The 23,221-nt window shown below is 71.4% G+C and carries 23 protein-coding genes; 11 read left to right on the top strand and 12 right to left on the bottom strand.

Going from position 1 to position 23,221, the window contains the following annotated elements; genetic code table 11:
- Window positions 1-13: 13 nt before the first annotated feature.
- Genes AC0N04_RS16410 through AC0N04_RS16395 form a run of 4 tightly spaced genes read left to right on the top strand, consistent with a single transcriptional unit; the run spans window position 14 to window position 4,991 of the window.
- Entirely contained in the window at window positions 14-694 is a 681-nt protein-coding gene (locus tag AC0N04_RS16410; protein WP_474283345.1) for a glutathione S-transferase family protein, read from the top strand.
- A gap of 52 nt (window positions 695-746) precedes the next feature.
- Window positions 747-2,807, top strand: coding sequence for a lytic transglycosylase domain-containing protein (locus AC0N04_RS16405; protein ID WP_474283344.1), 2,061 nt, complete (start codon window positions 747-749; stop codon window positions 2,805-2,807).
- 13 nt (window positions 2,808-2,820) lie between these two features.
- The gene (locus tag AC0N04_RS16400) at window positions 2,821-3,771 is read left to right on the top strand and encodes a complex I NDUFA9 subunit family protein (RefSeq protein ID WP_474283343.1); all 951 of its coding nucleotides are present in this window, start codon (window positions 2,821-2,823) and stop codon (window positions 3,769-3,771) included.
- Window positions 3,768-4,991, top strand: a complete 1,224-nt coding sequence (locus tag AC0N04_RS16395; protein WP_474283342.1) for a multifunctional CCA addition/repair protein — start codon at window positions 3,768-3,770, stop codon at window positions 4,989-4,991. Before AC0N04_RS16400 ends, AC0N04_RS16395 begins: the two co-directional genes overlap by 4 nt.
- Window positions 4,992-5,011: 20 nt before the next feature.
- Here AC0N04_RS16395 and AC0N04_RS16390 read toward each other — a convergent pair whose 3' ends face one another.
- Window positions 5,012-6,148, bottom strand: a complete 1,137-nt coding sequence (locus AC0N04_RS16390; RefSeq protein ID WP_474283341.1) for a class I SAM-dependent methyltransferase — start codon at window positions 6,146-6,148, stop codon at window positions 5,012-5,014.
- Between the two features lie 20 nt (window positions 6,149-6,168).
- Between AC0N04_RS16390 and AC0N04_RS16385 the strand changes: the two genes are divergently transcribed.
- The 5 genes from AC0N04_RS16385 to glmU all read left to right on the top strand — a co-directional run bounded on the left by AC0N04_RS16385 (window position 6,169) and on the right by glmU (window position 10,451).
- Window positions 6,169-7,002 carry an SDR family oxidoreductase gene (locus AC0N04_RS16385; protein ID WP_474283340.1) on the top strand — a complete coding sequence of 278 codons (834 nt, stop codon included), beginning with the start codon at window positions 6,169-6,171 and terminating at the stop codon, window positions 7,000-7,002.
- Window positions 6,999-7,397 carry a dihydroneopterin aldolase gene (locus AC0N04_RS16380; RefSeq protein ID WP_474283339.1) on the top strand — a complete coding sequence of 133 codons (399 nt, stop codon included), beginning with the start codon at window positions 6,999-7,001 and terminating at the stop codon, window positions 7,395-7,397. Before AC0N04_RS16385 ends, AC0N04_RS16380 begins: the two co-directional genes overlap by 4 nt.
- Entirely contained in the window at window positions 7,397-8,335 is a 939-nt protein-coding gene (gene ttcA, locus AC0N04_RS16375) for a tRNA 2-thiocytidine(32) synthetase TtcA (RefSeq protein ID WP_474283338.1), read from the top strand. The genes AC0N04_RS16380 and ttcA overlap by 1 nt, the downstream gene beginning before the upstream one ends.
- A gap of 34 nt (window positions 8,336-8,369) precedes the next feature.
- Complete coding sequence (locus tag AC0N04_RS16370; protein ID WP_474283337.1) at window positions 8,370-8,990, top strand: DUF4136 domain-containing protein; 621 nt, start codon at window positions 8,370-8,372, stop codon at window positions 8,988-8,990.
- Window positions 8,991-9,071: 81 nt separating this feature from the next.
- A complete protein-coding gene (glmU, locus tag AC0N04_RS16365) occupies window positions 9,072-10,451 on the top strand; it encodes a bifunctional UDP-N-acetylglucosamine diphosphorylase/glucosamine-1-phosphate N-acetyltransferase GlmU (protein ID WP_474283336.1) in 1,380 nt (459 codons plus the stop codon).
- A gap of 4 nt (window positions 10,452-10,455) precedes the next feature.
- Here glmU and AC0N04_RS16360 read toward each other — a convergent pair whose 3' ends face one another.
- The 3 genes from AC0N04_RS16360 to tsaB are packed head-to-tail and all read right to left on the bottom strand — an operon-like array spanning window position 10,456 to window position 12,708.
- Window positions 10,456-11,331, bottom strand: a complete 876-nt coding sequence (locus AC0N04_RS16360; protein WP_474283335.1) for a uracil-DNA glycosylase — start codon at window positions 11,329-11,331, stop codon at window positions 10,456-10,458.
- 58 nt (window positions 11,332-11,389) lie between these two features.
- Complete coding sequence (gene rimI / locus AC0N04_RS16355; protein WP_474283334.1) at window positions 11,390-11,959, bottom strand: ribosomal protein S18-alanine N-acetyltransferase; 570 nt, start codon at window positions 11,957-11,959, stop codon at window positions 11,390-11,392.
- Window positions 11,956-12,708 carry a tRNA (adenosine(37)-N6)-threonylcarbamoyltransferase complex dimerization subunit type 1 TsaB gene (tsaB, locus tag AC0N04_RS16350; protein ID WP_474283333.1) on the bottom strand — a complete coding sequence of 251 codons (753 nt, stop codon included), beginning with the start codon at window positions 12,706-12,708 and terminating at the stop codon, window positions 11,956-11,958. The genes rimI and tsaB overlap by 4 nt, the downstream gene beginning before the upstream one ends.
- Before the next feature lie 130 nt (window positions 12,709-12,838).
- Between tsaB and dacB the strand changes: the two genes are divergently transcribed.
- Window positions 12,839-14,395, top strand: coding sequence for a D-alanyl-D-alanine carboxypeptidase/D-alanyl-D-alanine endopeptidase (dacB, locus tag AC0N04_RS16345; RefSeq protein ID WP_474283332.1), 1,557 nt, complete (start codon window positions 12,839-12,841; stop codon window positions 14,393-14,395).
- 88 nt (window positions 14,396-14,483) lie between these two features.
- On the opposite strand, the gene AC0N04_RS16340 is transcribed toward dacB, so the two are convergent.
- From AC0N04_RS16340 to purE, 6 genes are all read right to left on the bottom strand, one after another.
- Complete coding sequence (locus tag AC0N04_RS16340) at window positions 14,484-15,158, bottom strand: OmpW/AlkL family protein (protein WP_474283331.1); 675 nt, start codon at window positions 15,156-15,158, stop codon at window positions 14,484-14,486.
- A gap of 32 nt (window positions 15,159-15,190) precedes the next feature.
- Window positions 15,191-16,285, bottom strand: coding sequence for an SGNH/GDSL hydrolase family protein (locus AC0N04_RS16335; protein WP_474283330.1), 1,095 nt, complete (start codon window positions 16,283-16,285; stop codon window positions 15,191-15,193).
- Window positions 16,286-16,422: 137 nt separating this feature from the next.
- Window positions 16,423-17,376, bottom strand: a complete 954-nt coding sequence (locus tag AC0N04_RS16330; protein WP_474283329.1) for an SGNH/GDSL hydrolase family protein — start codon at window positions 17,374-17,376, stop codon at window positions 16,423-16,425.
- 46 nt (window positions 17,377-17,422) lie between these two features.
- Window positions 17,423-18,415: an L-threonylcarbamoyladenylate synthase gene (locus AC0N04_RS16325; protein ID WP_474283328.1), complete on the bottom strand. Its 993-nt coding sequence runs from the start codon at window positions 18,413-18,415 to the stop codon at window positions 17,423-17,425.
- A gap of 2 nt (window positions 18,416-18,417) precedes the next feature.
- Entirely contained in the window at window positions 18,418-19,602 is a 1,185-nt protein-coding gene (locus tag AC0N04_RS16320) for a 5-(carboxyamino)imidazole ribonucleotide synthase (RefSeq protein ID WP_474283327.1), read from the bottom strand.
- The gene (gene purE, locus AC0N04_RS16315; protein WP_474283511.1) at window positions 19,599-20,063 is read right to left on the bottom strand and encodes a 5-(carboxyamino)imidazole ribonucleotide mutase; all 465 of its coding nucleotides are present in this window, start codon (window positions 20,061-20,063) and stop codon (window positions 19,599-19,601) included. Before purE ends, AC0N04_RS16320 begins: the two co-directional genes overlap by 4 nt.
- A 128-nt stretch (window positions 20,064-20,191) precedes the next feature.
- Between purE and AC0N04_RS16310 the strand changes: the two genes are divergently transcribed.
- Window positions 20,192-21,154 carry a tetratricopeptide repeat protein gene (locus AC0N04_RS16310; protein WP_474283326.1) on the top strand — a complete coding sequence of 321 codons (963 nt, stop codon included), beginning with the start codon at window positions 20,192-20,194 and terminating at the stop codon, window positions 21,152-21,154.
- A gap of 31 nt (window positions 21,155-21,185) precedes the next feature.
- Here the strand turns inward: AC0N04_RS16310 and AC0N04_RS16305 are convergent, their stop codons facing one another.
- Together AC0N04_RS16305 and AC0N04_RS16300 are read right to left on the bottom strand one after the other, a co-directional pair.
- The gene (locus AC0N04_RS16305; protein ID WP_474283325.1) at window positions 21,186-22,289 is read right to left on the bottom strand and encodes a hypothetical protein; all 1,104 of its coding nucleotides are present in this window, start codon (window positions 22,287-22,289) and stop codon (window positions 21,186-21,188) included.
- Between the two features lie 13 nt (window positions 22,290-22,302).
- Complete coding sequence (locus AC0N04_RS16300) at window positions 22,303-23,199, bottom strand: phosphoribosylaminoimidazolesuccinocarboxamide synthase (protein ID WP_474283324.1); 897 nt, start codon at window positions 23,197-23,199, stop codon at window positions 22,303-22,305.
- Window positions 23,200-23,221: the final 22 nt, after the last annotated feature.

The following is a 23,221-nucleotide window of genomic DNA, read 5'->3' as shown; positions in this document are numbered from 1 at the left end:
CCGAGGACTCCCCATGCAACTGCACATCGGCAACAAGAACTACTCGTCCTGGTCCATGCGGCCCTGGGTGCTGCTGCGCCATTTCGGCCTGCCGTTCGACGAGGTGATGCACCGCTTCGACAGCTTCGAACCCGGCTCGCAGTTCCGCCGCGAGCTGGCGGCGCTCTCGCCGACCGGCAAGGTGCCGCTGCTGGTCGATGGCGACCTGGTGGTGTGGGACACGCTGGCCATCGCCGAGACCGTGGCCGAGCGCCACCCCGGGCTGCCGCTGTGGCCGCGAGATCCGGCGCAGCGCGCCCGCGCGCGCAGCCTGTGCGCCGAGATGCACAGCGGCTTCGCGGCGCTGCGCTCGGCCTGCCCGCAGAACATCGAAGCCTCGCTGCCCGAGGTCGGCGCGCGGGTGCTGCGCGAACAGCCGGCGGTGCAGGCCGACCTCGCGCGGCTGTGCGCGATGTGGCGCGAGGCCTTGCAGGCCAGCGGCGGCCCGTTCCTGTTCGGCGCCTTCGGCATCGTGGACGCGTACTTCGCGCCGGTGGTCGGGCGGCTGCGCACCTACGCGCTGCCGGTGCCCCCCGAGGTGGCCGGCTACATGGACCGGGTCTGGGCCGCGCCGGGCGTGGCCGATTGGGTCGCCGACGCGCTGAAGGAGCAGGATTTCCGGGCCTTCGAAGAGCCCTACCGCAGCGCCCGGTGAGTCCGGGTTGACCCGGATGGAGCGGGGGGTGCTGCGGTACATTCGCCGCATCATGTTCCGTGCCCTGATTCCCCCTGCGCCACCTCGCCGGCCGCCGCGCTGGCGCGCCCTGCTGCACCCGCTGCTGGCGGTGCTGACGCTGCTGGCCGTTCTCGCGCCGCCGACCGCGTCCGCGCAGGACGGCGGCGACCTGATCCGCGACGCCCGCGACGCCTATGTCCACAAGGACAAGGCGAAGCTGGCCGCGCTGCGCATCGCCGCCGTCGACGCCAAGCTGCCGCTGGCCTACTGGGTCGACTACTGGGACCTGAGTTCGCGCATCACCGAGGCCAACGCCGCCGAGGTCGACGCCTTCTTCGCGCGCTGGCCCGGCACCTACGTCGAAGACCGGCTGCGCAACGACTGGCTGCTCGAGCTGGGCAAGCGCCGCGACTGGGCCACCTTCGCGCGCCAGATGCCGCGCTTCAAGATGAACGACGACCACGAGGTCAGCTGCTACGACCTGGTGGCCCGTTTCCAGGCCGGCGAAGCGGTGGCCGAGGCCGCCCGCCGCGCCTGGATGGCCGAGCGCGACATCGGCGACGGCTGCCAGCTGCTGGCGCAGACGATGTACGACGCCCGGCAGTTCAGCAGCGAAGACATCTGGCGCAAGATCCGCGTCGCGGTCGAACACAACCACCTGGGGGTGGCGCGCAAGGTGTCGGCCATCCTCGGTGGCGGCGTCCCCAAGGCCTTGAACGAGGCCCTCGACAAGCCGGCGCACTACCTGGCGCTCAGAGCCAGCGCGCTGGGCCAGAACCGGGCCGAGCTGAGCTCGGTGGCGCTGGCCCGGATGGCGGCGTCGGATCCCGACGCCGCCGCGCGCATGTTGAAGGACCGCTGGGGCGCGATCCTGGTCGGCCCGCATGGCGGCTGGGCCTGGGCGATGGTGGCGCGCCAGGCCGCGCTCGGGCTGCGCCCGGAAGCCCTGGAGTGGAGCCGCAACGCCTGGAGCGAATTGAAGCGGCGCGACGCCGAGCATCCCGACTGGAGCAACGACACCCTGGGCTGGCTGGCCCGCGCCAGCCTGCGTCTGGCGCCGGCACCCGAGCGCTGGACCCTGGTGCTGCGCTCGATCGACGCGATGAGCGACGACGCCCGCGCCCAGCCGACCTGGCAATACTGGCAGGCCCGTGCGCTGCAGGGACTGGCCGCCCCCGGTGCGGCCGGCGCCCGACAACGCGACCAGGCCCGCCAGATGCTGAGCGCGCTGTCGACGCAATTCAATTTCTACGGCCAGCTCGCCGCCGAGGATCTGGGTGCCCCCCAAGCCCTGCCCGGCCCCGCGGCGCCGCCCACCGACGCCGAACGCGAGGCCGCGCTCAAGCAGCCCGGGTTGCAGCGCGCGCTGCTGACGCTGGACCAGGGGCTGCGCTCCGAGGGCGTGCGCGAATGGAACTTCTCGCTGATCGGCATGGACGACCGCGCGCTGCTGGCGGCCGCCCAACTGGCCTGCGACCACGCGGTCTGGGACCGCTGCATCAACACCAGCGAACGCACGCGCGGCGAGGTCGATTTCGCGCAGCGCTACCCGATGCCGATGAAGGACGCGATGCTCGGCGCGGCACGCCAGGCCAGGATCGACCCGGCCTACGTCTACGGCCTGATCCGCCAGGAGTCGCGCTTCATCCACGAATCGCGCTCCGGCGTCGGGGCCTACGGCCTGATGCAGGTGATGCCCGCCACCGCCCGCTGGACGGCCAAGAAGATCGGCCTGACCGACTACCGCCCCGAGCAGCTGGCCGAGCCGGGCACCAACCTGCGCCTGGGCACCGCCTACCTGAAGCTGGTGCTCGACAGCCTGGACGGCTCCGAGGCGCTGGCCGCCGCCGCCTACAACGCCGGGCCGAACCGGCCGCGGCGCTGGCGCGACGGCCCGGTGCTGGAGCCGGCGGTCTGGATCGAGAACGTGCCGATCTCGGAAACCCGGGATTACATCAAGAAGGTGTTGTCGAACGCGACCTACTATGCAGGCCTGCTGGACGGCAGGACGGCCTCGCTGAAAGCGCGACTGGGCGCCAGCATCGGGCCGCGCCCCTCGGGCGAGGCGCCCTCCGGCAACGATCTCCCCTGAGCATCCCTTTCTCATGCACCCCCACTGGCTCGTTCTCGGCGGTACCGGTTTCGTCGGCAGGGCCTTCTGCGAGGCAGTCGCGCGCCAGCGCGACACGGCGGTGCACCTGGTCGTCCCGACGCGGCGGCTGGCGCGCGCGGCCGCGATCCAGCACCTGCCCACGGTCGAGCCGGTCCAGGCCGACCTGCACGACGACGCGACGCTGGATCGGCTGGTGGACGGCTGCGACGCGGTCGTCAACCTGGTCGCCATCCTGCACGGCAGCGAGGCGGCTTTCGAGCGGGTCCACGTCGAACTGCCGCGACGGCTCGCCGCCGCCTGCCAGCGCCGCGGCGTGCAGCGGCTGGTGCATGTCAGCGCGCTCGGCGCGGCGGTCGATGCACCGTCGCGCTACCTGCGCAGCAAGGCCCGCGGCGAGGCCGTGCTGCAGGCCGCCGGCCTGGCGCTGACGCTGCTGCGGCCCTCGGTCATCTTCGGTGCGCAGGACCACTTTCTGAACCTGTTCGCCGCGCTGCAGCGCCTGGCCCCGGTGATGCCGCTGGCCGGCGCCGAGGCCCGCTTTCAGCCGGTGTGGGTGGAGGACGTCGCCAGCGCGCTGCTGGCCTGCCTGCACCGGCCCGACAGCATCGGCCAGATCTACGAACTGGGCGGCCCCGACGTGATGACGCTGGCCGATCTGGTGCGCCTGGCCGGCCGGCTCAGCGGCCACCCGCGGCCGGTCTGGGCCTTGCCGCCGGCGCTGGGCCGCGCCCAGGCCGCGCTGATGGCCTGCCTGCCAGGCGAACCGCTGATGTCGCCCGACAACCTCGACTCGATGAAGCTGCCCAATGTCGTCGGCGGCTGGCAGCCGGGCCTGGCTTCGCTGGGCATCACGCCAGCCTCGGTGCGGGCGGTGGCCCCGCTGTACCTGAGCCCGGGGCAGGCATGCGCCCGGCTCGACGCGCTGCGCGCCCTGCACCGATGAAGGTCTACGAGGTCGGCGGCGCAGTGCGCGACGCCCTGCTCGGCCTGCCGGTGCAGGATCGCGACTGGGTGGTCGTCGGCGCCACCGCCGAGGCCATGATCGCTGCCGGCTACCGCCCGGTGGGTAAGGATTTCCCGGTTTTCCTGCACCCCGACAGCGGCGAGGAATACGCGCTCGCGCGCACCGAGCGCAAGACCGCGCCGGGCTACCACGGCTTTTGCTTCCACGCCTCGCCCGAGGTCACGCTGGAGGACGACCTGGTGCGCCGCGACCTGACGATCAACGCGATGGCGCGCGACGGGCAGGGCCGGCTGATCGACCCGCACGGCGGCCAGCGCGACCTGGCCGCCAGGACCCTGCGCCATGTCAGCCCGGCCTTCGCGGAAGACCCGGTGCGCATCCTGCGCCTGGCCCGCTTCGCCGCGCGCTTTGCCGATTTCGGCGTCGCCCCCGAGACCCGGGCGCTGATGCGGGCCATGGTGGCGGCAGGCGAAGTCGACGCGCTGGTGGCCGAACGTGTCTGGCAGGAGCTGGCGCGCGGCCTGATGGAAGCCCGTCCGAGCCGGATGTTCGAGGTGCTGCGCGACTGCGGCGCGCTGGCCCGCCTGCTGCCCGAGCTGGACCGGCTGTGGGGCGTTCCGCAGCCCGCCGAGCACCACCCCGAGATCGACACCGGCGTCCACGTGATGATGGTGATCGATCAGGCAGCGCGGCTGGACGCCCCGCTGGCGGCGCGCTTCGCCTGCCTGTGCCACGACCTGGGCAAGGGCACGACCCCGCGCGAGCAATGGCCGCGCCACATCGGCCACGAAGGCCGCGGCGAACACCTGGCCCGCGCGCTGGCGCAGCGGCTGAAGGCCCCGGGCGACGCCACCGAGCTGGCCGCGCTGGTGGCACGCGAACACAGCCACGTCCATGGCGCCCATGCATACGGTGCCGCCGCCGTGGTGCGCCTGCTGGAGCGCTGCGACGCCTTCCGTCGGCCTCAACGCTTCCACGAGGCCTTGCTGGCCTGCGAGGCCGACGCGCGCGGCCGCCTCGGGTTCGAGCAGCAGCCCTACCCCAGCCGCGCGCTGCTGGCGCAGGCCCTGGCCAGCGCGACCGGCATCGACGCCACCGCCGTGGCCGCCCAGGCCCAGGCCCGCGGCGCGAAGGGCCCGGAGATCGCCACCGCGATCCGCATCGCCCGCACCGACGCGGTCGCGGCGGCGCTGGACTGAGGCGTTGCCGCCGCGCCGTCCTACAACCGGTGCATCCGGTCACCCTGGGCAAAGCCCAGCGGCGTGAAGTCCAGTCCCTCGGTGGCCAGGCCGATGACCTTGAACAGCTCGCCCATCTCGTGCTCGTCGATCAGCCGGCGGGCCATCGCTCGCTCGCGCAGATCGGCGGCCTCGAGCAGCGCGGCGATGCCGCAGTTGATCAGGAAGCGGCCCTGGCTGGTGTAGCCGATCACCGTCAGCCCGGCGTTCTGGCCAGCCAGCGCAATGCCGGTGAAGTTGACGTGGGCGGTGATGTCCTTGTCGCCGACGTCGGCCAGCGGGTCGGGGTCGGCGCGGTGGGCGCGGTGGCACATCAGCGTGCCGCCCTGGCGCTGGTGGTGGTAGTACTCGGCCTCGGGGAAGCCATAGTCGATGAAGAACGCGACGCCGCGCTTGAGCTGTGCCGCCAGGGTCGTGATGAAGGCCTCGGCATGGCGGTGGATCTCGGTCACCGTGCCGGGCAGGAAGGGGCCCTGGAACGGCGGGTGCAGCGCGGTGTCCCGGTCTTCGTAGACGAAGGGCCGGCCCGCCTGGGCCGGGGCCAGCGCCTGCGGGTGCATCGCCACGCCGCGCTCCAGCCAGCATTCGCCGTCCCAGTGCAGCAGTTGCACCGGCATCGCATCCAGCACCTCGTTGCCGACCACCACGCCGTGCATCGCCTCCGGCCAGCTGTCCAGCCACTGCACCCGCTCGCCGAACCGCGCCAGCCGGGTCGCCTGACGCGCCCTGAGGGTGCCCGACAGGTCGACGATGGTGTAGCGGCGCAGCGGCTGGCCGGCCGCGTCGATCGCCGTGATCAGCTGCTCGGCCAGCGCGCCCGAGCCGGCGCCGAATTCGAAGATTTCGTCGGTCCCGCTGACCCGCAGCGCCTCGGCCAGCTGGACCGCGAGCGCGCGACCGAACAAGGTCGACAGCTCCGGCGCGGTGACGAAGTCGCTGCCGCTCTGGGGCATCAGGCCGAACTTGCGGCTGTGGTTGGCGTAATAGCCGCTGCCCGGCGTGTACAAGGCCAACGCCATGAAACGGTCGAAGGGCAGCCAGCCCCCGGCCGCCGCAATGGCCCCGGCGATTTCATCCGACAGGGGCACCGATACACTCTCGCCAGGGCTCAATGACATGGGCCGCGATTGTAGGTTTCATGTTGTCTCCCTCCGCTTGTCCCGATTCGCCCGCCGCGCCGGTGCGTCCCGTGGCGCTGGTCACCGGCGCGGCGCAGCGCATCGGCCGCGTCATCGCGCTGGAGCTGGCCGGCCACGGCTTCGACGTCGCGGTGCACTGCCACCGCTCGCGCAGCGCGGCCGACGCGACGGCCGCCGAGGCGCGCGCCATCGGCGCCCGGGCCGAGGTCTTCGTCGCCGATCTGGCCGACGACACCGCGTGCCGGGCGCTGCTGCCGGCGGTGGTGGCGCGCCTGGGCCGGGTCGATGCGGTGGTCAACAATGCGTCGCTGTTTCGTTACGACCACGCGCGGGACGCCGACCGGGCCCTGTTGGATGCGCACTGGCGCACCAACACCGCCGCCCCGGTCGCGCTGGCCCAGGCCCTGGCGGACCACGTGGCGGCACGCGCCGCGGTGGACGAGGCGGCACAGGGTTGCGTCGTGAACCTGCTCGACCAGACGCTGTGGAACCCGAACCCCGACTATTTTTCGTACACGCTGAGCAAGGCCGCGCTGCGCGAAGCCACCGTGCTGCAGGCGCAGGCGCTGGCGCCGCGGGTGCGGGTGGCCGGCGTGGCCCCGGGCGTCACGCTGCCGTCGGGGCCGATGAGCGAGGCCGAGCACGCCGCCGCCGCGCGGCTGACGCCGCTGGGCCGCTCCTCCACCCCTGAAGACGTCGCGCGCGCGGTGCGCTTCGTGATCGAATCCCCCGCCATCACCGGCAGCACCTTGCTGGTCGATGGCGGCCAGCACCTGAGCGCGCAGCCGCGCGACGTGCTGTTCCTGGCCGCCGGCCAAGGCACCTCCCCATGAACACTTCCCTGCTCCATCCCGGCCTGCGCGACTGCCGGCGCCTGTTCCTGCGCAATTACGAGGTCTGGATCAACATCGGCGTGCACGACTTCGAGAAGAAGGGCGAGCAGCGGGTGCTGATCAACGTGGATCTTTACGTGCCGCTCGCACGTTCGACACCGCGGCTGGATGAACTCCACGAGGTGCTCGACTACGATTTCATGCGCCGCAGCATCAGCGAGCGGGTGTCGCGCGGCCACATCCACCTGCAGGAGACGCTGTGCGACGAGGTGCTGGCCCTGATGCTGGCGCACCCCGACGTGCGCGCCGCCCGGGTGTCGACCGAGAAGCCCGACGTCTACCCGGACTGCGAGGCCGTGGGCGTCGAGGTCTTCGGCCTGAAGGAGGCGGCATGATGACCGCGGTCGTCGCCCCGGAGGCCGCCGCCGACGACGCTCGCAAGGCGAAGAAGGCCGCGTTCGAGGCCAACAAGCTCAGCAAGCGCCTGCACCGCCAGGTCGGCCAGGCGATCGGCGACTTCAACATGATCGAGGACGGCGACAAAGTCATGGTCTGCCTGTCCGGCGGCAAGGACAGCTACGCGATGCTCGACATCCTGCTGAACCTGCGCCAGCGCGCGCCGATCAAGTTCAGCATCGTCGCGGTCAACCTGGACCAGAAGCAGCCCGGCTTTCCGGCCGACGTGCTGCCGAACTACCTCAAGGGCCTGGGCGTCGACTTCCACATCGAGACCCAGGACACCTACTCGATCGTCAAGAGCCACATCCCCGAAGGCAAGACCATGTGCAGCCTGTGCTCGCGGCTGCGCCGGGGCATCCTGTACCGGGTGGCGCGCGAACTCGGCGCCACCAAGATCGCGCTGGGTCACCACCGCGACGACATGGTGGTGACCCTGCTGATGAACATGTTCTTCGGCAGCCGCATGAAGGGCATGCCGCCCAAGCTGGTGAGCGACAACGGCGAATTCGTGGTGATCCGCCCGCTGGCCTACGTGGCCGAGACCGATCTGGAGCAATGGGCCGTCCACCGGCAGTTCCCGATCATTCCCTGCAGCCTGTGCGGCAGCCAGCAGAACCTGCAGCGGGTGTTGACCAAGCAGATGATCCGCGACTGGGAAAAGCAGTACCCTGGACGGATTGACAACATGTTCAGCGCGATGGGCAAGATCACGCTCTCGCACATGATGGATCGATCGCTGTATCCCTTCACCGCGTTGAAGGCCACCGGCCGCCCGGACCCTCTGGGCGACAAGGCCTTCGACGACGATGACGAGCCCTGTGCGCCGCCGGCTGCCGCCGACGGGGTGCAGCCTGTTCGACTGGCCTGGGAGTGACCGCCCCCGGGCCGCTGACCTGAAAGGTGACGCGATGAACACCCCGACACTCCGCTCCCCGTCCGCCCGTCGGAACGCCTGGCTGGCGCTGGGCGCGGCCGCCATGCTGGCCGGCTGCGCCGCGTTCCAGACCTTCACCGGCGAGGTCAGCAGCTACGGCACCTGGCCGGCCGGCCGCGCCCCCGGCACCTTCGCGTTCGACCGCCTGCCCTCCCAGCAGGCCGACATGAACGACCAGAAACCGCTGGAAGAGGCGGCCCAGGCCGCCCTCCAGGCCGCCGGGTTCGCCCCCGTGGCCGCCGGTGGCACGCCGGACGTGATGGTGCAGATCGGCGCGCGGATCTCGGCCCAGGTCCGTTCGCCCTGGGACGATCCGCTGTGGTGGCATGGCGGCTACGGGCACTGGAACTGGCCACGCTGGGGCGGCCCGGCCTGGGGCTGGCACGCCGAGCTGAGCAGCCCGAGCTACGCCCGCGAAGTGGCCGTGCTGATCCGCGACCGCGCCAGCGGCCAGCCGCTCTACGAAGCCCACGCCCACAGCGACGGCGCCTCGCCCGGGGGCAAGACCGTGATCAACGCGATGTTCGCCATCGCGCTGAAGGAGTTCCCGGCCACCCGGCCGGAGCCGCATGATGTCAGCGTGAGCCTGCCCTGATCGGTCGGCGCGCGATCGTTCGCGCCGATAATGGCGGGCTGCGCGCCGGACCCCCGGTGCGACCGGGATGAGAACCATCGCATGGCGCTGAACATCGTGATCATGGCTGCGGGCAAAGGGACCCGCATGCGCTCCTCGCTGCCCAAGGTGCTGCACCGGCTCGCCGGCCGGCCGCTGCTGCAGCATGTGCTCGACAGCGCCATGGCGCTGGCCCCGCAGCGCACGCTGGTGATCTCCGGCCACGGTGCCGATCAGGTCGAGGCGGCGGTGGCCGGCAGCGGCGCGCAGTGCGTGCGCCAGCAGCCGCAACTGGGCACCGGCCACGCGGTGCAGCAGGCGGTGCCGGCCCTGGGCGACGATGGCGGCACGACCCTGATCCTGAACGGCGATGTGCCCTTGATCGCACCGGCCACCGCGCGCGCGCTGGTCCAGGCCTGCGGCGGCGAGCGCCTGGCGCTGCTGACGGTGACGCTGGCCGACGCCACCGGCTATGGCCGCATCGTGCGCGACGGCGAGCGCGTGCAGGCGATCGTCGAGCACAAGGACGCCAGCGACGCGCAGCGCCGGATCCGCGAGGTCTACACCGGCATGATGGCCGCGCCCACCGCGCTGCTCAAGCGCTGGGTGACGGCGCTGAAGAATGACAACGCCCAGGGCGAGTACTACCTGACCGACATCGTCGCGATGGCGGTGGCCGAAGGCGTGCCGGTGGTCACCGCCAGCGTCGCCGACGAGACCGAGGTGCTGGGCGTCAACAGCCCGCTGCAACTGGCCGATCTGGAGCGCCGGCTGCAGCGGCGCCAGGCCGACCAGTTCATGGAGGCCGGCCTGCGCCTGGCCGATCCGGCGCGCCTGGACGTGCGCGGGCAACTCATCTTTGGCAGCGACTGCGAGATCGACGTCAACGTGCTGATCGAAGGCCGGGTGCAGCTGGGCGCCAACGTGCGCATCGGCGCCAACTGCGTGATCCGCAACGCGGTGATCGCCGACGGTGCGGTGATCCATCCGTTCAGCCACATCGACGGCGACCGCGAAGGCGTTCAGGTCGGCGAAGGCGCGGTCGTCGGTCCGTTCGCCCGGCTGCGGCCGGGCGCGGTGCTGGGCCGCGAGGTCCACATCGGCAACTTCGTCGAGGTGAAGAACGCGACGCTGGCCGACGGCGCCAAGGCCAACCACCTGGCCTATCTGGGCGACGCCACGGTGGGCGAGCGGGTCAACTTCGGTGCCGGCAGCATCACGGCCAACTACGACGGTGCCAACAAGCACCGCACCGTGATCGGCGCCGACGTGCACGTGGGCTCGAACTGCGTGCTGATCGCGCCGGTCACGCTGGGCGCCGGCGGCACCATCGGCGGCGGCTCGACGATCGCCAAGGACACGCCCGAGGGGCAACTCACCGTGGCCCGCGCCAAGCAGGTCAGCCTGGGCGGCTGGACCCGTCCGGCGAAGACCAAGGCCTGATCCGTCAGCGGGCCGGCGGGTTCAGGCTGCGCTCGTAGACATCGGCGGCCAGCCGCAAGTCGCTCCAGGCCTTGGCCTTCTCGCTCGGCTGCCGCAGCAGATAGGCCGGGTGGTAGGTGACCACCACCGGCACGCCCTGGTAGCGATGCACCCGGCCGCGCAGCCGGCCGACCGGTTCGTCGCTGCCCAGCAGTTGCTGGATCGCGAAGCGGCCCATCGCCAGGATGATCCGCGGCTGCACCAGCGCGATCTGGCGCTGCAGGTAGGGCTCGCACCGCGACAGTTCCTCGGGCAGCGGGTTGCGATTGCGCGGCGGCCGGCATTTCAGCGTGTTGGCGATGTAGACCTGGCTCGCCGCCGCGGCCGTTTCGCCGGGCTGGCGTGACAGGCCCAGCGCGCGCAGCATCGCGTCCAGCAGCTGGCCGGCCGGACCGACAAAGGGCTCGCCCTGCCGGTCCTCCTGTTCGCCCGGCGCTTCGCCGACGATCATCCAGTGCGCCCGCTCGTGCCCGACACCGAACACGGCATGCTGGCGGCTGGCCCCCAGCGCACAGGCCTGGCAGGCGTCGACCGCGGCGCGCAGCGTGGCCCAGTCCATCGCGGCCACGGCCGCTTCGTGGCCCCCCGCCGCTCCAGGCGCTGAAAGAGGCTTGAGCGCCGACGCGACGGCATCCGCCACCGCGACCGGCGGCTGCACCGCGACCGGCCGGGGCACCGGCGATACCGGCGCGGTCGCGGTCGCGGTCGCGGTGACGGTGGACGGCCGCTCGGCGGGTGCGGGCGCCGCATCGGGGCCGGCCACCGGGCGGTCCGGCCGCGGGGCCCAGACCCGCAGGCCCATCACCTGCAACATGCGGCGCTGGCGGTCGGTCCAGCTCACCGGTCTATCCTCCGCGCCACGCGCTGCGGGATTCGCGCTGGAGAGCGGCCCGGCGCGCTCATGCGCCCGCCACCGTGGCCAGCCGCAGGCGCATCACGATCGCGTCCTCGCGCTGTCCCTGCGCCGCCGGATAGTAGGCCTTGCGCACCCCCACGCTCAGGAAACCCCAGTCCTCGTACAAGCGGCGCGCGCGGTCATTGCTTTGCCGCACCTCCAGCCAGAGCAGGCCGGCGCCGGCCGCGCGGCTGGCCTGCGCCAGGTGAGCGAGCATCAGGCGCGCCCACCCACGCCCTTGTTCTTCGGGCCGGACGGTGATGTTGAGCAAATGCATCTCGTCGACCCCCGGCATCGCCACGTAATAGCCCAGGCAGTGCGCTGCCGCCTGCGCCGACCGGCGCGCCGGGTCGGGCTCGCCGCGCCACAGCCCCTGGGCGAGGTAGCCCGAGGCCAGGGAGTCGGTGAAGTTGCCGCGCGTCCACGGGTGGCTGTAGGCCCGGTTCTCGATGTCGGTGACGGCGTCCAGGTCGGCCACCCCCAGCGGGCGCAGCGTCGCCGCCGTCGGGGCGCGAAACGGCGCGGTCGCCGGTGCAGCCTGGAGCCCTTCGGGTGGCCGTGCGGGCGATCTCATGAGCCCGTCCCCGCCTTGTCCTGGCGCAAGGCCTCGCGTTCGGCGGTGGTCAGCGCCACCTTGTCGCGCAGATAGACCGGCATCGCTTGTTCGGCGGGCAGGCCCTCGCCCGCGCGCCAGGCGGCCCGCGCCAGGTGCAGCAAGGCCGTGGCGCGGTCGGCCACCTGGGGCCAGCGCCGCGCCGCGCCCGGCGCCAGGCGATCGCCGAAGGCCGCGAGGGCGGTGCCGGCCACCTCGGCCGCGGGGGCGGCCTGCCACCGTGCGTTCAGGCTGGCCAGGTCCAGCAGCGCCGGCGCCTGGACGCCGCGCCAGCGCTGGCCGTCGTGCGCGTAGGACGCGGCGTAGACCTCGTCCATGCGGGCATCCATCGCGACCCAGACCTCGAACGGCGAGCCCGCCGGCAGCGCGGCCTGGCGGCGTGCGTCCTCGGCGACGATCAGCAGGCTGTCGATCGACAGCACCGGGCAGCCGATGCCGAACGCCAGACCCTGGGTCACCGAGACCGCGGTGCGCACGCCGGTGAACGCCCCCGGGCCACGGCCGAACGCGATGGCCTGCAGGTCGGGCGGCCGCAGACCGCGCCGGGACAGAAGGTCCAGCACGATGGGCAGCAGGTGCGCCGACGCCGCGGCCCCGCCTTCGGCGTTGACGCTCAGCGCAGCCTGCGGATCCGCCGCGTGATCGCCTTCGTCGTCGGCCAGCGCCACCGCCATCTGTTCGGTGGCGGTGTCCAGCGCCAGCAGCCTCATGGCGCGCTCCGCAAGGCCGCCGTTGCCGCGTTGCGCAGCACCCCGGCGCAGGCTGCCCACGGGGTGCCGGGCAGGGATTCGCGAGCAGTGAACGACATGCCGGCAGTGTAGCCGTGCGATCATTTCCGCCATGCCCCTGCCCCGTGAATCCCACCGCGCCACGCCATCGTGTACCCACGCCATCGACCGCCGCGGGCCCGCCTTGCGGGGACCGGCCCGGAACCGGCTGGCTGCGGTGGGTGTTCCGAGCGGCGGCGGACGGCACGGGACGGCCTGGCGCCGCTCCCTCAGCATGATCGCGGTGGCCTTGCTGCCGCTGCTCGCGCAGGCCCGGCCGCTGCCGACGGAGGTGCGTGCCGCGCTCCATCAGGCCGGCATCGCGCCGGGCGCGCTGGCCGTCGTGGTGCAGGACGTCGGCTCGGCGCGCAACCGGCTGGTCTGGAATGACCGGCAGCCCGTCAATCCCGCTTCGGTGTTCAAGCTGTTCACCACCTATGCCGCGCTCGACCGGCTCGGTCCGGCCTGGCGCTGGCGCACGCCGGTCTACCTCACCGGCCGCCTGCACGACGGCGTGCTCGATGGCTCGGTGGCGATCCGCGGCTCCGGCGACCCGACGCTGGTGATCGAGCGGGTCTGGCTGCTGCTGCGCCGGTTGCGCCAGATCGGCGTGACCGACATCCGCGGCGACATCCTGCTCGACCACGGCGCCTTCGCCCCGTCCGACATCTCGCCGGCCGCGTTCGACGGCGACCCGACCCGTCCGTACAACGTGCAGCCCGACGCCTTGATGCTGAACTTCAAGTCGGTGACGCTGGGCTTCACGCCCGATCCCGACAGCGGCCGCGCCATCGTCTCGGCGGAGCCGCCTCTGGCGGGCGTGCACGCCGACACCAGCGTGCCCCTGGCCGACGGCCCGTGCGGCGACTGGCGCAGCGCGCTGAAGGCCCGACTCGATGACCCGACGCAGCTGAATTTCGGCGGCCGCTACGCGGCCCGCTGCGGCGACCAGACCTGGCCGGTGGCCTACGCCGACGCCGCCCACTACGACGCCCGGCTGATCGCCGCGCTATGGCGTGAACTGGGCGGCCACCTGGCAGGCACGGTCCGCGACGGTGCGGTGCCCGACGGGGCGCGCCTGGCCTTCGAGGCCGCTTCGCCGCCGCTGCCCGAGGTGGTGCGCGACATCAACAAGTTCAGCAACAACGTGATGGCGGAACAGCTCTTTCTGAGCCTGCCCGCCGCGGTGGACGGGATGAGCGGACCGGTGCGCGACGACGACGCACGGGAGACGCTGAGGCGCTGGCTGGCCGAGCGCTTCGGCGATGCCGCCAAGGCCGCGGTGATCGACAACGGCTCGGGCCTGTCGCGCCAGACCCGCGTGACGGTCGAGCTGATCGCGCAGTTGCTGCAGCGTGCGTGGGCCGGGCCGGTGATGGCCGAACTGATGAGCTCGCTGCCGGTCAGCGGCCTGGACGGCACGCTGCGCCACGCCAGCGAGACGCCCGGCCTGGCGCACCTGAAAACGGGCTCGCTGCGCGACGTGGTGGCAGTGGCCGGCTACGTGCTGTCCGACAGCGGCCGGCGTTACGTGCTGGCCGCGGTGATCAACGCCCCCGGTGCGGAGGCCGCACGGCCCGCGCTGGACGCGCTGGTGCAGTGGACCATCCACGACGCGCCGGCGCGCTGAAGCGGCTGTCCCCCGCCCGCGCGACGGCGGGACGGGGGGCGGTTCTCGCCGCCCGCATCCGCCGCGGCGATCGCGGCGAATGCGACGGTCAGTAGCGGTAGCCCAGCGAGAGGCCGAACGAGATCGGGTCGAGCTTGGCGTCGATGCTCTGGCCGGTCGACAGCGTCGTGGTCGTCTTGAGGAAGGTCTTGATCAGCGACGCATCCAGGTACCAGTGCGGGTTCAGGCGCAGCGTCGCCCCCACCTGCGGCGACAGACCGAACGCCGAGTCGACCTTCATCGTGGTGGGGCTGCCGCCGGGGTTGGTCAGGGCGGTCAGCGTGCCCGAGCCCTCGGCGCCGTAGAAGTAGGCATAGGTCAGGCCGAGGCCCAGGTACGGCCTGAACGGCGCCTGCGAGTCCATGAAACGGTACTGCGCGAACAGCGTCGGCGAGACCTGCTTGATCGTGCCCAGCTTGCCGACCCCGGCAATCGCGCCGGCACCCTCGATGTCGTGCTTGTAAGGCGCACCGCCGTAGAACTCGACCGAGGCATGGTCGGTCAGCATGTAGGTGCCGGTCACGATCACCGAGCTGGCGGCCTTCACGTCGATCTGGGTGCCGGCCAGGCTGGGCGCCGACAGGTCGCCGCTGGAGACCTGCGGGCTGATCTGGTTGATGCCGATCTTGGCCGACCAGGTGCCGGCCGACTGGGCCGCGGCGGAGCCGGCCAGCAGCGCCAGCAGCGCACCGGCGAGCATCGAAAGCGTACGGGAGTTTTTCATGGAATGCATGTCCTTTGCGTGGCGCGACGGCTTCACAGCCAGCCCTTCTTCAGCATCTGATCGGTCACCAGCTGGGCGAGCAGCTTGTAGCCATAAGGCGTCGGGTGAACCGTGTCGGCGAAGTAGTAGTGCGACACATCGCCAGGGATCAGGGTCTGCGTCGTGCAGACCAGCGAGGTCGGCAGGCTGGCCAGCGCCCCGGTCAGGTCGCAGGCCGGCGTGCTGGCATTGGTCACGCCGTATTGCGCCGGGTTCGCGATCTGCTGTTCGAAGGCGGTGAAGGCATCGACCAGCAGCACGCCGGAGGTGCTTCCCAGCGCCGTGCTGAGCTGGGTGTTGTAGGTCGAGGTCATCAGCTTGATCAGCGCCTGGCTGGACGCCCCGAGCGAGACGGCAAACGGCGTCAGGCTGACATCGGGGATGTTGACCACCACCACGTGCTGCGCGCCTTTGGCCAGGATCATCTGCTGAACGTAACCGGCCATCTCCGCGCCGGCCTGTCCCATGGCCTGCACCGCCGCCTGCGCGGCCGCGTTCGGGTCGCCGCCGCCGGCCACGACGGCGTTGAGGGTGGTCAATTGCATGAACAGGTCGTTGGCGCCGGCCAGCACGGTCACCAGGTCGTTCGCGGCAAAGCTGCCACCGGTCGCCGCGAGATGGCGGGTGATCTGGTTGACCACCGGGTCGGTCAACTGACCCAGCGCGCCCGAGGAGTCGCCCATCGCCAGCAAGGCCGCGTTGCCCGGCCCGATCGGGTTGGTCACGCGGGCGCCGCCCTCGGCGTACCCATAACAGCCGCTGTGGTCGACCACCGGCACCGGCCCCCCCAGCTGCGCAACGGCATTCAGGCCGGTCTGCGCCGCGCAGGGCGCGGCCACGCCCGCCTGCGCTGCCAGCAGTTCGGTCCAGTTCTTCGCGGTCGGGCCGTTGACGGTGTACTTGCCGCCGCCCATCGCCTGCACGATCCCCACATCGTAGGTGCCCACGTCGCTCAGGCTGTCGCCGAACGAGACCAGCTTGTCGTACGTGACGCGGGACGACTGATCGCCATTGCCACCGCCGCCGCAGGCCGCCAGCAAGGCCGCGGCTGCCGCCATCGCCAACCAACTCAATCGCAGATTCTTCATGGACACCTCGTGGTTTTCAAAAAAACGAACGACCGTTCGATTCCTTGAAAAAATGATACGAGGCCCCTCCTGCCGCCACGAGGAGGGCAAACCCTGGCGCCCGAAAAACAACGCGCCGACGCCGAGCGGCGGGTCGATCAGAACGGCAGGGTCGTGACGCGGCTGACGGCCTGGTTGCCCAGTTGCTGCTGGAACGCGGTCCCGGGGTGCAGGTCATCGGCCCACAAGTAAGCGGCCGTCTTGCCCGACGCGGCGGATTCGACGGTGGCCGTGGTGCAGTTGGGCAGTGCGGTGGTGCAGATCGGCGTGACCACGTCGGTCAGCGCGTAGGCGGCAGGGACCCGCACCATGGCCCGGCTCAGGTCGTCGGCCAGCAGCAGGCCGATCTTGCTGCCGTCGTTGATCAGCGCCAGCCGCATGGACTTGTTGAAGTCGTCGGTCAGGCGCGTCAGCAGGCCCGGCCGGTCATCGCCCACATTGTTCTTCTCGTTGATCGCGAACGGCGTCAGACCCATGTCGGGCACGGTGCTGACCAGCACCTTGGCGCCGGTGCCGACGATGGTGTTGACCTGCTGCGCCAGCAATTGGCCCTTGATCGTCAGGGCGGCCGCCAGATCGGCCTCGTTGGTGCCGTCGTAGAGCGCGTACTGGTCCAGCACGTCGTGCATGCCCACCGCCACGGTCACCAGGTCATTCGACTGAAAGCCCGCGCCCGACAGGTAGTTGCTGACCTGGGTCGCCACGTCGTCCACCCGCGCATTCACGGCGGCGAGTTGCAGCGCCGACGCATCGGCGCCGATCACCGTGCCGATGCACTGGCTGAAGACCTTGTTGTAGTGCGACGCCAGGAACTGCACCCAGATCGGCGTCAGCGTGCAGTCCACCGTGTTGTCGGTGCCGAGCGAATTGACGGTGTACTTCAGGCCGCCCGAGGTCATGTAACTCAGCTCGTCGCCGAAGGCCAACAGACGGTCCGGCTGGAAGGCATTCACCTGCGAGGTGCCGCCGCCGCAGGCCGTCAGCAGGCTGGCGCCCAGCAGGGCTGCCGCCAGCGCGCGCCGGCCGCGTTGCGCCAGGGGGAAAAAATTCATGCTCACTCCAGTCCAGTTCGGGATTCGTCGGGCTCGGTTCGACGCGTCAGTCGGCCGATGCCCGTTGCAGGCGGTCTCGCACACCGTCCCAGGCCGCGCCGGCCGGGGGGGTCTCGACCCAGATCAGCGCCGCACCGGAGGCATCCAGCCACCGCAGCGCCGCGAACAGTTCACGCGCCGCCGCGGCCGGATCCGCCGGTTGACGACGAAACGGCAGCGCGGCATCGGCGGGCGTCAACGTGCGGGAATATACCGCCACCGCCGGCGCCGCCCCGGCGGTGGCCGGCCCCAGCAGATCCAGCGCCGCACGCAGCGCCTGCGCGTCCATCAGCCGGACACGGGCACGCGGCGCGTAGTGCGACGCCAGTGTGCCGGAAGCCCTTGGCGAGGACGCGTCGCGCGTGCCCAGCGGCTCGCCCAGCGCGGCCTCGATCTGCGCCGAGCTCACCGTGCCCGGGCGCAGCAGCACGGCTCGATCGCCGCGGCAGTCGACGATCGCCGACTCGATCCCGACCCGGCAATCGCCGCCATCCAGGATGCGCAGCGCGGCGTCGAATTCCTGCGCCACATGGGCCGCGCAGGTCGGGCTGACGCGGCCGAAGCGGTTGGCGCTCGGCCCCGCCACCCCGGCAACCCCCAGGCGAGCGGCCTCGACCAGCAGCGCATGGGCCACCGGATGGGCCGGGCAGCGCAGGCCGATGGAATCCTGCCCGCCCGCCGCCGCCGCCGCCCGGCCCGGCGCGCGCGGCACGATGAGGGTCACGGGCCCGGGCCAGAAGGCTTCGGCCAGACGACGGGCCCGCTCGGGCCAGGCTGACGCGAAGACCATGGCGCCGGAGGCGTCGGCCACGTGGACGATGAGCGGATGATCGGACGGCCTGCCTTTGGCGGCGAAGATCCTCGCCACTGCCGCGTCGTCGTCCGCCCGCGCACCGAGGCCGTACACGGTCTCGGTCGGAAACGCCACCAAGTCGCCCGCCGCCAGCGCCGCAGCGGCCTCGCGCACCGCCGCGGGATCGTTTCCGTTCAGCAAGGGCATCGTCAGAACGCCGGCAAACCCAGCCGTTCGCAGGCACGCAGCGCCGTCTCCCGCACCGCCGCCGCGTCGGCGCCGGTCAGCGTCAGGTGGCCCATCTTGCGGCCGGGCCGGGCCTCGGCCTTGCCATAGAGATGCAGGTGCGCACCCGGCAGGGCCAGCACCGCCGGCCAGGGCGGCGGCGTTTCGTTCCCGTCGCGCCACCACAGATCGCCCAGCAGGTTCAGCATCACGGCCGCGGAATGCAGGCGCGGCGCGGTCAGCGGCAGTCCGGCCAGGCTGCGCACCTGGAGATCGAACTGGGACAGGTCGCAGGCGTCGATCGTGTAGTGGCCGGAGTTGTGCGGGCGCGGCGCCATCTCGTTGGCCACCAGCGTCGGGCGGCCCTGGCCATCGTCGACGACGAAGAACTCGACGCACAGCACGCCGACATGGTCCATCTCGGCCGCGATCGCTCGCGCGCGCGCCACAGCCTGTGCGGCCAGATCGCCGGACACCCGGGGCGCGGGCACCTGGGTCACCGCCAGGATGCCGTCGCGGTGCAGGTTCTGCTGCACCGGGAAATGGACCATCGCCCCATCGGCGCCGCGCGCCAGCAGCACGCTCAGCTCCAGTTGCAGCGCAAGGCGCTTTTCCAGCACGCAATCCGCCTGCCCGAGCGCGGCCCAGCCGGCGACCAGCTCGGCGCGGTCCGCCACGCGGACCTGGCCCTTGCCGTCATAACCCAGGCGTGTGGTCTTGAGCACGCCCGGCAGCAGCTCGTCGGCGACCGTGTCCAGGTCGGCCGCGCTGCGGATCACCGCATACGGTGCGCAGGGCACGCCCGCGCGGGTGAAATGGGCCTTTTCGTCGGCGCGATCCTGGCAGATCGAGACGGTATCGGCCGCCGGGGCCACCGGCCGGTGTCGGGCCAGCGTGCGCAGGGCGTCCGCTGGCACGTTCTCGAATTCGGTCGTGATCGCGTCGGCCACCTCGGCCAGGCGACGCAGCGCGTCCGGGTCGAGGTAATCGGCGCACAGGTGGTGGTGCGACACCAGCCCGGCAGGACTCGCCGGATCCGGGTCCAGCACCGCGGTGCGATAGCCCAGGCTCTGCGCGGCATGCACGAACATGCGGCCCAGCTGGCCCCCCCCCATCACCCCCAGCGTCGCTCCCGGCAGCACCGGGTCGCGGTCAACCGATCGGGTCATGACAGGTCCCGGCTCATCGCCCGGGCGGCTTCGGTCTGCTGGACGCGGTAGGCCTGCAAGCGGTCCGACAAGGCCGGGTCCTGCGCCGCCAGCATCGCCACTGCGAACAGGGCCGCATTGGCGGCCCCGGCCTGGCCGATCGCAAAGGTGGCCACCGGAATGCCCTTGGGCATCTGGACGATCGAGTGCAGCGAGTCGACACCCTGCAGGTGGCGGCTCGCCACCGGCACGCCCAGCACCGGCACCACCGTCTTGGCCGCGAGCATGCCCGGCAGATGGGCCGCGCCGCCGGCCCCGGCGATGATCGCGCGCAGGCCGCGGCCCAGCGCCGCTTCGGCGTAGGCGAACATGTCGTCAGGCATCCGGTGCGCCGAGACCACCCGGGCTTCGTGCGGCACGCCGAAGTCGGCGAGAATCTGCGCAGCGGCCTTCATGGTGTCCCAGTCGCTGGACGAGCCCATGACGATGCCGACCACGGGCGAGGCGCTGTTCAAGGTGCTGGCTCCGGTCACAAAAGCCCGATTTTAGGCTGCGCTTGTATCGCGCCGCTTCACCCCCAGTTACCGGGGGTTCACGTTGAAGTTCCATCATGATTGACATCACCCTGCAAAACTTCGAAGCCGACCTGATCGCAGCCTCCATGCGCCAGCCGGTGTTGCTGGACATCTGGGCACCCTGGTGCGGACCGTGCAAGTCGCTCGGCCCGGTGCTGGAAAAGCTCGAGACGGCCTACGAAGGCCGTTTCGCCCTGGCCAAGCTCAACAGCGACGAGCAACCCGAGATCGCGGGCCAGCTGAGCCAGGCTTTCGGCGTGCGCTCGATCCCGTTCTGCGTGATGTTCTCGCAGGGCCAGCCGGTGGACGGCTTCGTCGGCGCGATTCCCGAAGCCCAGATCCGCGAGTTTCTCGACAAGCACGTGCCGACGCCCGATCAGGTCGAGGCCGATGCCGAGGTCGAACAGGCCGAGGCCTTGATGGCCGCCGGCGGCGACCCGGGCGCGGCCCTGACCCGACTGCAGGAGGCCGTGGCCATCGATCCGGCCAACGACAGCGCGCGCCTCGACTACCTGAAGCTGCTGCTGGAACTGGGGCGGGACGATCCCGAGCGGGTCGCACAGGCCCGGGCGGCGTTCGACCCGGTGGCCGCCAAGGTGTTGTCCGATCCGCGCTATGCCGCGGTGGCGTCGTGGCTCCAGGCCTGCGAGGCGGCACCCCGGGCCCGGGCGCCGGAGCAACTGGCCGCGGCGATCGCGGCCAACCGGCGCGATTTCGACGCGCGCTTCGAGTGGGCACAGCGCCTGTTCGCTGGCGGCGAGTGGACGGCCGCGATGGACGAGTTGCTGGAAATCCTGATGCGCGACAAGGCCTGGCACCAGGATCTCGCGCGCAAGACCTACGTGGCCATCCTCGAACTGATGACCAAGCCCGCCCCCAAGGCGACGGCGGCCACGGCGGGCAAGGGCACGCTGGAGTTGACCGGCAAGGCAGCCGTGGCCCCGGCCGACCCGGTGCTGGACCAGTACCGCCGCAAGCTCAGCATGGTGTTGTTCTGAACGCTGGCGGGACGCAGGGTGGCGGTCATCCTCACGCAGTCAGCGGAAGATCGACCGTGTCCAGCGCGGCTTGCAGCCGCGCCTGATGGGCGCGAAACGCCTGCAAGGCCAGCGCAGCCGCCTGCCGGTGCCGCGCGGCGCGCCCCGGCGCGGCGGACCCTTCGAACAATTCGGCCAGGCGGCGGTGGGCGACGAAGCGATCGTCGGGATCGCAGGCCGGCTTGAGGTGGCGCTCGGCCTCGTCGGCTTCGGCCAGGGCTTGTTGGCGGCTGCCCAGGTGCCACAGGCACCAGGCTCGCTGGGCGAGGTAGCGGGGCGTCCCGCCGCCCAGGCCCTCGCGCTGGGCGCGGCTGAGATTGCTGCGGTACAGGTCGGCCGCCTCCTCCCAGCGCTGGAGCGCGGTGAACAACTCGGCCCGCATCAGCGGTGCCATGGCGCCGAGGGCCTCGTTGCCCAGGCCGCGGTCCAGGTTGAAGATCGAGTCGTTGTCGATCAAAGTGCGCTGGGCATCGTCGCGGCGCGGCTGCCCCAGCAGTTCATCGAACACGATGCTTTCCGCCTGCCGCTGCGCTCGGTTGCAGAGCATGGCCGAGATCATCGCAAGGTCACCTTCGGCCACCGCGTGCCGGTGGGCGTCGCCGTAATGGCCCGCCGCACGCTCCGGGCGGCCCGCCAGATCAGCCGCCGAGGCCAGCACCAGCGCCACCCGGGCATGGGTGCCATGATCGCCCGGTGCCGCCCACTTCAGCGCGTCGCGCAACGCGTCGGCCATCGCCTCGAAGTGTCGCGCATTGAATTCGCTGGCGGCCATCCAGGCGCGGGCCAACCCTTGCAGGCGAGGATCCTCGGCCAGGGCGGCTTCACGCTGCGCGTCGGCAAATTTGTGGCGGGCCTCAGGAGCCAGCGCCGAGAAATGGTCGAGCAGACCGTCGACCAGATGCACCCAGGCCCGCAGTTGCGGCCGGCGGAAGCGGCGGGACTGAGTGCGCAGCCCGGCCAGCGCAAAGCGGGCCTCGTCCAGCAGCCCTTGACGCGCCAGGGCGGCGGCCCGCTCGGCATTCAGGCACTCGCGCTGGTAAGGGTCGCTCGCCTCATCGATCGCCCGGCCCAGGCGCTCCAGCAGCCGCGTCGCCATGGTCGGCCGGGGGTCAGCCCATGAGGCGCTCAAGCGCCTCGCGGTATTTGGCCGCGGTGCTGGCGATCACGTCCTGCGGCAGGCGGGGTGCCGGCGCAGCCTTGTTCCAAGGGGCCCCGTTGACTTGCGCCTGCTCCAGCCAGTCGCGCACGAATTGCTTGTCATAGCTGGGCGGGTTGCCGCCCTCGCGCCAGCTCTCGACGGGCCAATAGCGCGAGGAATCGGGCGTCAGCACTTCGTCCATCAGCGTCAGCGTGCCATCGGCATCGAGGCCGAACTCGAACTTGGTGTCGGCGATGATGATGCCCTTGGACAGCGCGAAACTGGCCGCCTCCTGGTACAGGCGGATCGACACGTCGCGCACCTTCTCGGCCAGGGCCGGGCCGATCTTGGCGGCCATCTGGTCGAAGGAGATGTTCTCGTCGTGCTCGCCCATCTCGGCCTTGGTGGCCGGCGTGAAGATCGGGTGCGGCAGCTTGGACGCATTCTTCAGCCCGGCCGGCAGCTTTTCGCCGCAAACCGATTGGCTGGCCTGGTACTCCTTCCAGCCGGAACCGGCCAGATAGCCCCGCACCACCGCCTCGACCGGCAGCGGCTGCAGTCGCTTGACCAGCATCGCGCGACCCTTGACCTGGGCCACTTCGTCGGCCGCCACCACGCTCTCGGGGGCCTCGCCGGTCAGGTGGTTGGGCACCACGTGTTCGAGCAGGGCGAACCAGAACAGCGCCATGCGGGTCAGCAACTCGCCCTTGCCGGGGATCGGTTCGCCCATCACGACATCGAACGCCGAAAGGCGGTCCGACGCGATCATCAGCAGGCGGTCGGAGCCCACGGCGTAGTTGTCACGAACCTTGCCGCGCGCGAGCAGCGGAAGGGAGTGCAGTGAGCTTTCGAACAGCGCTGGGTTCATGGCGTTACAACGGTTAACGAAC

The organism is Ideonella sp. sgz306126 (assembly GCF_056032705.1).
The sequence above is the reverse complement of the archived record's forward strand: the minus strand, read 5'-3'. Positions and strand labels throughout refer to the sequence as shown.

Excerpts from the sequence above, each read along its gene's own strand:
- AC0N04_RS16410 (WP_474283345.1), top strand. The coding sequence starts at position 14 with ATGCAACTGCACATCGGCAACAAGAACTACTCGTCCTGGTCCATGCGG.
- AC0N04_RS16405 (WP_474283344.1), top strand. The coding sequence starts at position 747 with ATGTTCCGTGCCCTGATTCCCCCTGCGCCACCTCGCCGGCCGCCGCGC.
- AC0N04_RS16400 (WP_474283343.1), top strand. The coding sequence starts at position 2,821 with ATGCACCCCCACTGGCTCGTTCTCGGCGGTACCGGTTTCGTCGGCAGG.
- AC0N04_RS16395 (WP_474283342.1), top strand. The coding sequence starts at position 3,768 with ATGAAGGTCTACGAGGTCGGCGGCGCAGTGCGCGACGCCCTGCTCGGC.
- AC0N04_RS16390 (WP_474283341.1), bottom strand. The coding sequence starts at position 6,148 with ATGTCATTGAGCCCTGGCGAGAGTGTATCGGTGCCCCTGTCGGATGAA.
- AC0N04_RS16385 (WP_474283340.1), top strand. The coding sequence starts at position 6,169 with ATGTTGTCTCCCTCCGCTTGTCCCGATTCGCCCGCCGCGCCGGTGCGT.
- AC0N04_RS16380 (WP_474283339.1), top strand. The coding sequence starts at position 6,999 with ATGAACACTTCCCTGCTCCATCCCGGCCTGCGCGACTGCCGGCGCCTG.
- ttcA (WP_474283338.1), top strand. The coding sequence starts at position 7,397 with ATGACCGCGGTCGTCGCCCCGGAGGCCGCCGCCGACGACGCTCGCAAG.
- AC0N04_RS16370 (WP_474283337.1), top strand. The coding sequence starts at position 8,370 with ATGAACACCCCGACACTCCGCTCCCCGTCCGCCCGTCGGAACGCCTGG.
- glmU (WP_474283336.1), top strand. The coding sequence starts at position 9,072 with ATGGCGCTGAACATCGTGATCATGGCTGCGGGCAAAGGGACCCGCATG.
- rimI (WP_474283334.1), bottom strand. The coding sequence starts at position 11,959 with ATGAGATCGCCCGCACGGCCACCCGAAGGGCTCCAGGCTGCACCGGCG.
- tsaB (WP_474283333.1), bottom strand. The coding sequence starts at position 12,708 with ATGAGGCTGCTGGCGCTGGACACCGCCACCGAACAGATGGCGGTGGCG.
- dacB (WP_474283332.1), top strand. The coding sequence starts at position 12,839 with ATGCCCCTGCCCCGTGAATCCCACCGCGCCACGCCATCGTGTACCCAC.
- AC0N04_RS16340 (WP_474283331.1), bottom strand. The coding sequence starts at position 15,158 with ATGAAAAACTCCCGTACGCTTTCGATGCTCGCCGGTGCGCTGCTGGCG.
- AC0N04_RS16335 (WP_474283330.1), bottom strand. The coding sequence starts at position 16,285 with ATGAAGAATCTGCGATTGAGTTGGTTGGCGATGGCGGCAGCCGCGGCC.
- AC0N04_RS16330 (WP_474283329.1), bottom strand. The coding sequence starts at position 17,376 with ATGAATTTTTTCCCCCTGGCGCAACGCGGCCGGCGCGCGCTGGCGGCA.
- AC0N04_RS16325 (WP_474283328.1), bottom strand. The coding sequence starts at position 18,415 with ATGCCCTTGCTGAACGGAAACGATCCCGCGGCGGTGCGCGAGGCCGCT.
- AC0N04_RS16320 (WP_474283327.1), bottom strand. The coding sequence starts at position 19,602 with ATGACCCGATCGGTTGACCGCGACCCGGTGCTGCCGGGAGCGACGCTG.
- purE (WP_474283511.1), bottom strand. The coding sequence starts at position 20,063 with ATGGGCTCGTCCAGCGACTGGGACACCATGAAGGCCGCTGCGCAGATT.
- AC0N04_RS16310 (WP_474283326.1), top strand. The coding sequence starts at position 20,192 with ATGATTGACATCACCCTGCAAAACTTCGAAGCCGACCTGATCGCAGCC.
- AC0N04_RS16305 (WP_474283325.1), bottom strand. The coding sequence starts at position 22,289 with ATGGCGACGCGGCTGCTGGAGCGCCTGGGCCGGGCGATCGATGAGGCG.
- AC0N04_RS16300 (WP_474283324.1), bottom strand. The coding sequence starts at position 23,199 with ATGAACCCAGCGCTGTTCGAAAGCTCACTGCACTCCCTTCCGCTGCTC.